The sequence below is a fragment of the Paenisporosarcina sp. genome (assembly GCF_049671445.1).
Lineage (GTDB): Bacteria > Bacillota > Bacilli > Bacillales_A > Planococcaceae > Paenisporosarcina.
Map to the genome: position 1 here is coordinate 1 of NZ_JBATUX010000126.1, position 6,905 is coordinate 6,905.

The window sequence follows — 6,905 nt, forward strand, 5'->3', positions numbered from 1 at the left end:
CGGCCTTATACATGAAACCTTCAACGAAGAAATTACGAGCCGAAAAGTATATGGCAATGGGTTCCGTCCCCAGGGTATACCTATAGGAAAGTTACAATTCTCTGGTGTCAGCTGGACAGAGCATCAGGGAATTATTTCTGATATATATGTAAATAGAGATTCGATAGATTTCACTAAAAAGTATACTGTTGGCACAGGCTCATCGCTTATTTACGAAGAAGTGTGTGGGTATCCTAGTGTAAAGGATAACAATCTGATTGATTTTTCGAAGGAATTTCTAGTTAAAGATGTTTTTATGGAATATTTGAAACAACAATTTATTAATACAAATCATCGGATAACTTTAAATAGGTCCCATTAAAAACAATACGAGCGAGGGCTGATGACCCTCGCTCGTTTTTTTGATGTAGGTTTTCTACGTTATGTACCAATTATTTTTTAATTTGCATGAGGCTACTCCATAAAAAGTCTTCACCAAAAAGATGATTAGGTTGAGTAATTTTTTTCATTTTCCTAAAATTAATAATCTTAAAGTCATTAATAAATAATTCTTTTAAACGGTCTTCAGTATAACCTATTCCTCTTTTCAAGCTGCCTGCTCGATAAATTTCCCAATCCGAGGTATCTAATGCACCTTCTGTATTAAAACAGACAAGACCGAAATGCCCATCTTGTTTCAGTGCTTTCTTAATGATTTCCAAGTAGGTTAAACGTCGATGTGGTGCCAAATGATGAAGCAAACCGCAATCATATATAAAATCGTAAGAGTTTGGTTCAACATTAAAATCAAAAAGAGATGTTTGAAGAAAGTTGATATCTACGCCAACTTCATTTGCTCTTTCTTTTGCCCATTCTATTGCATTTTCTGATATATCAATTGCATCTACTTTATATCCTTTTTGAGCCATGTAAATTGCATTTCTACCTGGTCCACAACCCAACTCTAAAACACGCCCAGGCACAATAAGTTCATGTTCCATGTACTCTACTAAATTCTCATCTGGTCCCTTTACCTTAAAAAATGGAATTTCTTTATTTTTATCCATATAAAAGCTTTCCCAGAATTCTTTAGGTTCTCTTAGAAAATCGTCTAACATCTCTAATAAATCATCATAATTTATTATCGTTTTCCCCAAAAAAATACCCCCGCTATTTGTACATGAACTAACAACTCACTTCTTATTCCAATCCTCAGCAAGCATGCTATAAACAATATGATCAACGTAATGATCGTAGAGCCATTCAGATTGGCGAATACGTCCTTCTTCGGTGAAATTCAATCTCTCTGGAATCGCTCTACTTTTCTTGTTTTCCACAGCCGCACGAATCTCTACCCGATTTAAATTCAACTCAGTGAGCGCATGATTTACAAAAGCATGAACAGATTTAGTCATTAATCCTTTTCCTTCAAAACCTTTACCCAACCAATAGCCTATGCTTGTCGATTTATTACTCCAATTGATTTGATGAAATCCTATTACTCCTGCTATTTTTTCACCAGACCAAATTCCCGATTGAAAGCCATTATTCTCGCTGAATTGTTTCATTGTTGATTTAATAAATGCTTCAGTATCCACCACAGACTTGTTGTAATCAATAAAGGGTAGCCATTCTTTTAAACTTTCTCTTGATTGATCCGTTAATGCAAACAGCTGCTTCGCATCCTGTAAGTCTAGCATCTTTAATTTTGTCGTATCATCAATCTTGTAGGTAAAAATAAAAAGTCCCCCTTTGAAGGAAATCCATAATCGAACTATTCTATCTACTCTTATAATAACAATATTATACAATTATGTCTTTAATCATTTATTACAAAGCCACTGGTAAAACTTAAGAAAAACCGGGCAAAGTGCGCCCGGTCCTTTTAAGAAAAGTAACCATAATAGCCTGTTGATTTCCGCTACGGTGGACGCTGTTCGCGGGCATGGCTTCAGTCTCCTCGTCACTTCAAAAACATGTGCTCCTGCGGTTACTCGTCGCAAAGATACTGGCTCTTGGCCAGCATCTTTCCTGCGGGGTCTTCAGCTCATGCTATTCCCGCAGAAGTCGCCACCTGCGCTTCAATCAACTAATATAGATGGGAACTAAGATTATAGGTTGGTTCTATCTCTAGCTTAACTTAGAATCATTTATTCTTGTCTTAGCAATAAGCAATTGATACATTTTCTTGTTGGTTACTACTCACTTCATGGATTGTAGTGGAATCAGCGGGACAGGTGAGACCCCGCAGATCGCGAAGCGACCGAGGAGGCTCACCGCCCGCCCCGCGGAAAGCGTCCGCCTGTTTCTGCATCGCTACGCTAGCTTCGAAACATGAAAGGGCGTTGAAACGGAAATCAACAATATTAATGAATCAATCTTTATGTCCAAAACACCTGAAACACTGGATTTATCGAACTAAAATTATATACTTTCTTATCTTTCAAAAAAGCCACCTTTTCAAGGTAGCCTCTGATTTGAATGTTTGATGCAAACACTTCTATTTAAATACGAATTACAGAGCGACAAACTTTAACTGCACTGTCAGTCGCCAGCTCAATGTAATCGCTGATTTCACTAAAAGTATACACTTTCAATTCTTGTCCTAAATCTTCTTGGTTATATGTAAAATCATTTAAAGTTTCTATCGTAAAGCTTTGCAAGTCTTTAGAGTCTATTTCGCATACTTTATTACCCAGAGAGACACCAACTAAATTGTTTTTCAATTCTCCACACTCGAACTTTTCTATTAATTTTCCGTTTAATTTCCGAAAATCTTCGTGCCATCTCCCCAATAACTCCGGGTCAGCAGCAAGTCGATTATAAAAGTCATTTTTAAAATAAATAAACTTCATCCATACATCATCAGAAATTAAATGTGTTAAATAACCAAGCATAAATTCATCTTGAATATCAGCTTGATATTTTTCAATAAACACTTTGTAATTTACAAACCTTGTACCGTCATCTAATCGTCCTTCAAAAAAGTGTGATGTATTTTTTCTATCTGGTGTAAATGCCGCATCGGGAGCAATTCCACCTAGAAGAAACCTTTGTTGATTAGGTATCTCAAGCTTTTCAAAAACTTGATTGGCAATTATTAAATGCATCATTCTTGATCCCATGTTAAACTCCTTTCTTTAATTGTTTATAAATACTCACTTTATTTACTAAAATACAAGTTAGTTCAATTATTAGTGATTAAATTATTTAAACCTACCACCAGTTTGGATATGAACTCCACCATTCTTCTGCTTCTTTCAATGAATGATTAATTATCCGAGAAACTTTATCTGTATTAATTAAATCAAATTTAAATGATCCTCCTTTATCTTTTCCAATACGAGTTCTATTAAAAGGAGACCCCCCACCTATTTGATAAACCTTTAATTTATTAAGAGGAATATGTTTTCCAGAAATTTCATCTGTATAACCTATAGTTGGACATTTTGAGATTTCTACATACAAAACGCCTCCCCACATACTAAATTGAAACATCAATAAATCAGTTTGATTTTCTGACTTTCTATAATAGTGAGGAAAGGAACCTTTAAAACCTCGTTCCCTTAATGTTGGAATTACTTGTTGTTTTAATGAATTGATCATTGCTTCCCGTTCTGCTGACAAGATATCCACTCCAATCAAGTTCATCTAATAGAATACAAATTGTTTTCGAAATGAAATTCCTTTAAGCGAAGGATAATTATAATCTATTGTTTATTTCTTGACTTAGAAAATGAACACGCTTTAGATAGTAATCTCTTTTAGTGGAGTCTTCTAAGAACGAAATGAATAAAATGGACAACATTAAAGCAGTATCAAGTCGGTAAATTGATTGTATTACTCCATCAGTATTTCCGATAATCTCTGTATCGTTATATCCTTTTAGAAATTCTTCTTCATTTATTTCTTTTGATTCAGAAATTCTCATTAATTCCATAATGGGATTACCAATAAAAGCATTATCCCAATCTATAATTCCTTTTATAATTCCATTTTCTCCTATTAAATTTGGTTGTCTAATATCAAGGTGTAGTAAACAGTTCTCTGTTTGAGTTGTATTAAGAATTGACTCCAATTCTTCTGAAATCACAAAGTTAGTATTCGTCAGTTTACGTAGTGTGTTAACACGTTCTGTTATTCTGTGCGAAATAATATTTGTTAATGGTCGTTCATGTTGGCCAATAATAGATAAATTATCTAGCGGAATTTTATGTAGTTTAGATGTAAGTTGACCAATATCAAAGGAAGCTATCTCTTTATTATCTCCTGATACAAAGTCAGAAACTAAAAAGTTTATTTCATCACTTAAATATAATTTATGAACTTTTGGTACTGGGATTTTATATTTATAACAATGGTCTGAGATAACCGATTCTTTTTTTAAAGAACGAACACTTAAATTTATGTCATTCAAATTATCTTCAGTTCGCCAAGGAGTTCTTATAGCAAGCATTCCTGAATTTTTTTCTTTAATTAAGAAAACCGCGTTATTAACTCCATTATCTATAAATTTTAGTTCTTCAATCTGCCAATGAAGAACATTCTGAAGAACATTAAAAATAGTAAACCTTAATTTTTCTATTTTTTTATTTGTTAATCTCATATCTCACCCCCCCTTTCGTTACTTATAGCAATTTGACAATCAATTACTTATTCCGGGTAATTTGACAGTCCATCCTCGGTATTAGCATTGAGCATTTATTCATTTGAATGCTGTTAATTTCAATACTGAAAAAAATCCCGCATTTGAAAACTTTATATAGTTTATTAAATTTTTTTCAGAAATTCTCCACCTATGATGCATTTATTCGTTTGAGCTCTCGCTTAGAATTCACCAGGCGGCTCAACAGAATAACCTCGTGTTTTAAGTAAGTCGGTAATAGAGTTTTCACCGGCTAAGTGTAGAGAACCGACAACAACAAAATAGGTATCGCCGTTATCTCCATTTAAAAACTCTTCTATTTTACCCGACATTAATAAATCTCTTTCGTCCATTGCTAATTGATCAGAACCTTGATTCATTTCTCTCAACTGTGAAAATACATCGGTATTGCCAGAGCGCCAGACACGCATTAATTGAATTAATTCTTCTTCAAAGTTGTCGATGGACTCTATTGTATATTCAAGACTTTCAATTTGCTCTTCTTCAGGGGCAGAACTCATTGAGGCAATCTGACTTTCTACAGATTCAAGACTAATAATTGGTAAACTCTTATCTTTTGCACGTTCAATGAAGTGTTTATCTATCCCGAATTCTGCATTTAATGCAGTTTCTTGTAACGCGACTTCAGACAGCAGCATCGTTACAAACCATGGTTGAAATTGGTCAACTATCTCTTCATTCATACCTAAAGCTGACAATTGCTCCAATGCATCATTGAACACATCCTCTTCAACCACTTCAGAGAGAACTTTGCCATCCTGATACATTCCTTGTTGCATAATGGTTTGAGAAACTTCCATTTCATCCAGATCTCCAATATCGATTTCAACAGCTAAGTGATCAGCTTCCTCAAACGCAGTATTAATTTGTTCATTTAGAGGGTATAAACTTTGGTCTCCTAGATGAATAGAACCTAGTAAATAAACTGTTTGATTATCTTTCTTAACTTTGTAAAAGACACCTTCCGAAGGACCAACATGTTCCTCAAAAGAAAGTCGTGCATTAGTATGAACTTCTACCCCGTTTTTCTCGAGTTTTTCTAGCACACTCCACATAGGTGCTTCCTTATCACCAGTGAAGTAAACATCCCCTAGGTCAACTTCTGACAAATTTTCTAACGATAATAAAGGGGATAGATCGTCGATGTCATTCCCAGTAATATCTAAGTAATTAAGAGAGGTTAATTTTTCAATTCCTTCAAGGTCAGTAATGCCAGCTTCAGGTGCTTTCAATGATTTTATAGTTGCAAATTTTTTTTTCGATACCTTTGGATTTTCACTTTTAAGTTCTTTTCGTACAACCATTTCCAAAGAATCATCTTGAAAATAATTTTCTAGTTTTATCGTTTCAGATGTCGGTGAGCAGGCTGTAGTGGAAATTATGATGATTCCTAATAAAAGTATGTATTTAATTGTTTTGAGCAATGGAACTCCCCTTTTCAATCATTATTTCTTTTGTCATATGTTATTTACGATTATGACTAAAAAAAGTTCCACCATTTGGAATAAAATACAATTTAATTTCTTTGGGTTACAGAAAATGTATGACATTCTTAATTAATCTCTTGCTCAATGTCTTCTTAATTTAATTGGTATAATTGACAATAAACATAAACACTCATCCAAAAGGGGCTTTATTAAAATGGATATGAAAAGATACTTTATTCATGATGGTGATATGGATATACATATTACAGAATGGGGTTGTAAGAGAAATCCCGTGATTTTCTGTCTTCATGGATTAGGAAGCACGGGGCTTAGTTTTATTGAGATTGCTGATGAATTAAAAGTAGAATATCGAATTATTTCAATAGATGCTCCCGGACACGGCAAGACACCACCCTTTTCAGAAGCAGATAAATATGAGTATCCAAAACTAGCTGTATGGATAAATCGGATATTAGATATCCTTGAAATTGAAACGTTTTATTTCTTATCTCATTCATGGGGAAGTTTTGTAGCACTATACTATTTGATTGAATTCCCTGGGAGAACGATTGGAACAATCCTTATAGATGGTGGATACCAGACTAAACGGCGGGGGGAAAAATCTTTAGAACAAGAAATTGCCCATTACGAAAAAGATTTCGAAGAGTACGTTTTTAATAACTGGAATGATTTCATTAGCTCTGAAAAAGCAGCTTACTCTAGATGGTCCCCACTTTTGGAATTGGCAGTTAAAGATCTTGGCATCGTATTGGGCAATAAAGTACGATGGCATGCAAGAGGAACAACTGCAAAACATATAATACAAGCCATGC

The 6,905-nt window shown here is 34.3% G+C and carries 7 protein-coding genes and 1 pseudogene; 2 read left to right on the forward strand and 6 right to left on the reverse strand.

Features of this window, described 5'->3' with window-relative positions:
- Positions 1 to 361 (forward strand): annotated as a pseudogene (locus tag WBG45_RS15935) (hypothetical protein); the annotation flags it as partial.
- 70 nt (positions 362 to 431) lie between these two features.
- On the opposite strand, the gene WBG45_RS15940 reads toward WBG45_RS15935, so the two are convergent.
- The 6 genes from WBG45_RS15940 to WBG45_RS15965 form a co-directional block, all read right to left on the reverse strand.
- A complete protein-coding gene (locus tag WBG45_RS15940; protein WP_424416069.1) occupies positions 432 to 1,136 on the reverse strand; it encodes a class I SAM-dependent methyltransferase in 705 nt (234 codons plus the stop codon).
- 36 nt (positions 1,137 to 1,172) lie between these two features.
- Positions 1,173 to 1,718, reverse strand: a complete 546-nt coding sequence (locus WBG45_RS15945) for a GNAT family N-acetyltransferase (protein WP_424416074.1) — start codon at positions 1,716 to 1,718, stop codon at positions 1,173 to 1,175.
- A 765-nt stretch (positions 1,719 to 2,483) separates the two neighbouring features.
- Complete coding sequence (locus WBG45_RS15950) at positions 2,484 to 3,104, reverse strand: zinc dependent phospholipase C family protein (protein ID WP_424416070.1); 621 nt, start codon at positions 3,102 to 3,104, stop codon at positions 2,484 to 2,486.
- Positions 3,105 to 3,195: 91 nt separating this feature from the next.
- On the reverse strand, positions 3,196 to 3,630 hold the full coding sequence (locus WBG45_RS15955; RefSeq protein WP_424416071.1) for a DUF4304 domain-containing protein: 435 nt from the start codon (positions 3,628 to 3,630) through the stop codon (positions 3,196 to 3,198).
- A 52-nt stretch (positions 3,631 to 3,682) separates the two neighbouring features.
- Complete coding sequence (locus WBG45_RS15960) at positions 3,683 to 4,585, reverse strand: phosphotransferase (protein ID WP_424416072.1); 903 nt, start codon at positions 4,583 to 4,585, stop codon at positions 3,683 to 3,685.
- Between the two features lie 221 nt (positions 4,586 to 4,806).
- The gene (locus WBG45_RS15965; protein ID WP_424416073.1) at positions 4,807 to 6,069 is read right to left on the reverse strand and encodes a TraB/GumN family protein; all 1,263 of its coding nucleotides are present in this window, start codon (positions 6,067 to 6,069) and stop codon (positions 4,807 to 4,809) included.
- Between the two features lie 223 nt (positions 6,070 to 6,292).
- On the opposite strand from WBG45_RS15965, the gene WBG45_RS15970 reads away from it, so the two are divergent.
- Positions 6,293 to 6,905, forward strand: a 613-nt coding sequence (locus WBG45_RS15970; RefSeq protein ID WP_424416075.1) for an alpha/beta fold hydrolase, incomplete at its 3' end; no start/stop codon positions are given.

Bases quoted from the DNA above. Each gene is read 5' to 3' on its own strand.
- WBG45_RS15960 (WP_424416072.1), bottom strand. From the start codon at position 4,585: ATGAGATTAACAAATAAAAAAATAGAAAAATTAAGGTTTACTATTTTT.
- WBG45_RS15955 (WP_424416071.1), bottom strand. From the start codon at position 3,630: ATGAACTTGATTGGAGTGGATATCTTGTCAGCAGAACGGGAAGCAATG.
- WBG45_RS15950 (WP_424416070.1), bottom strand. From the start codon at position 3,104: ATGGGATCAAGAATGATGCATTTAATAATTGCCAATCAAGTTTTTGAA.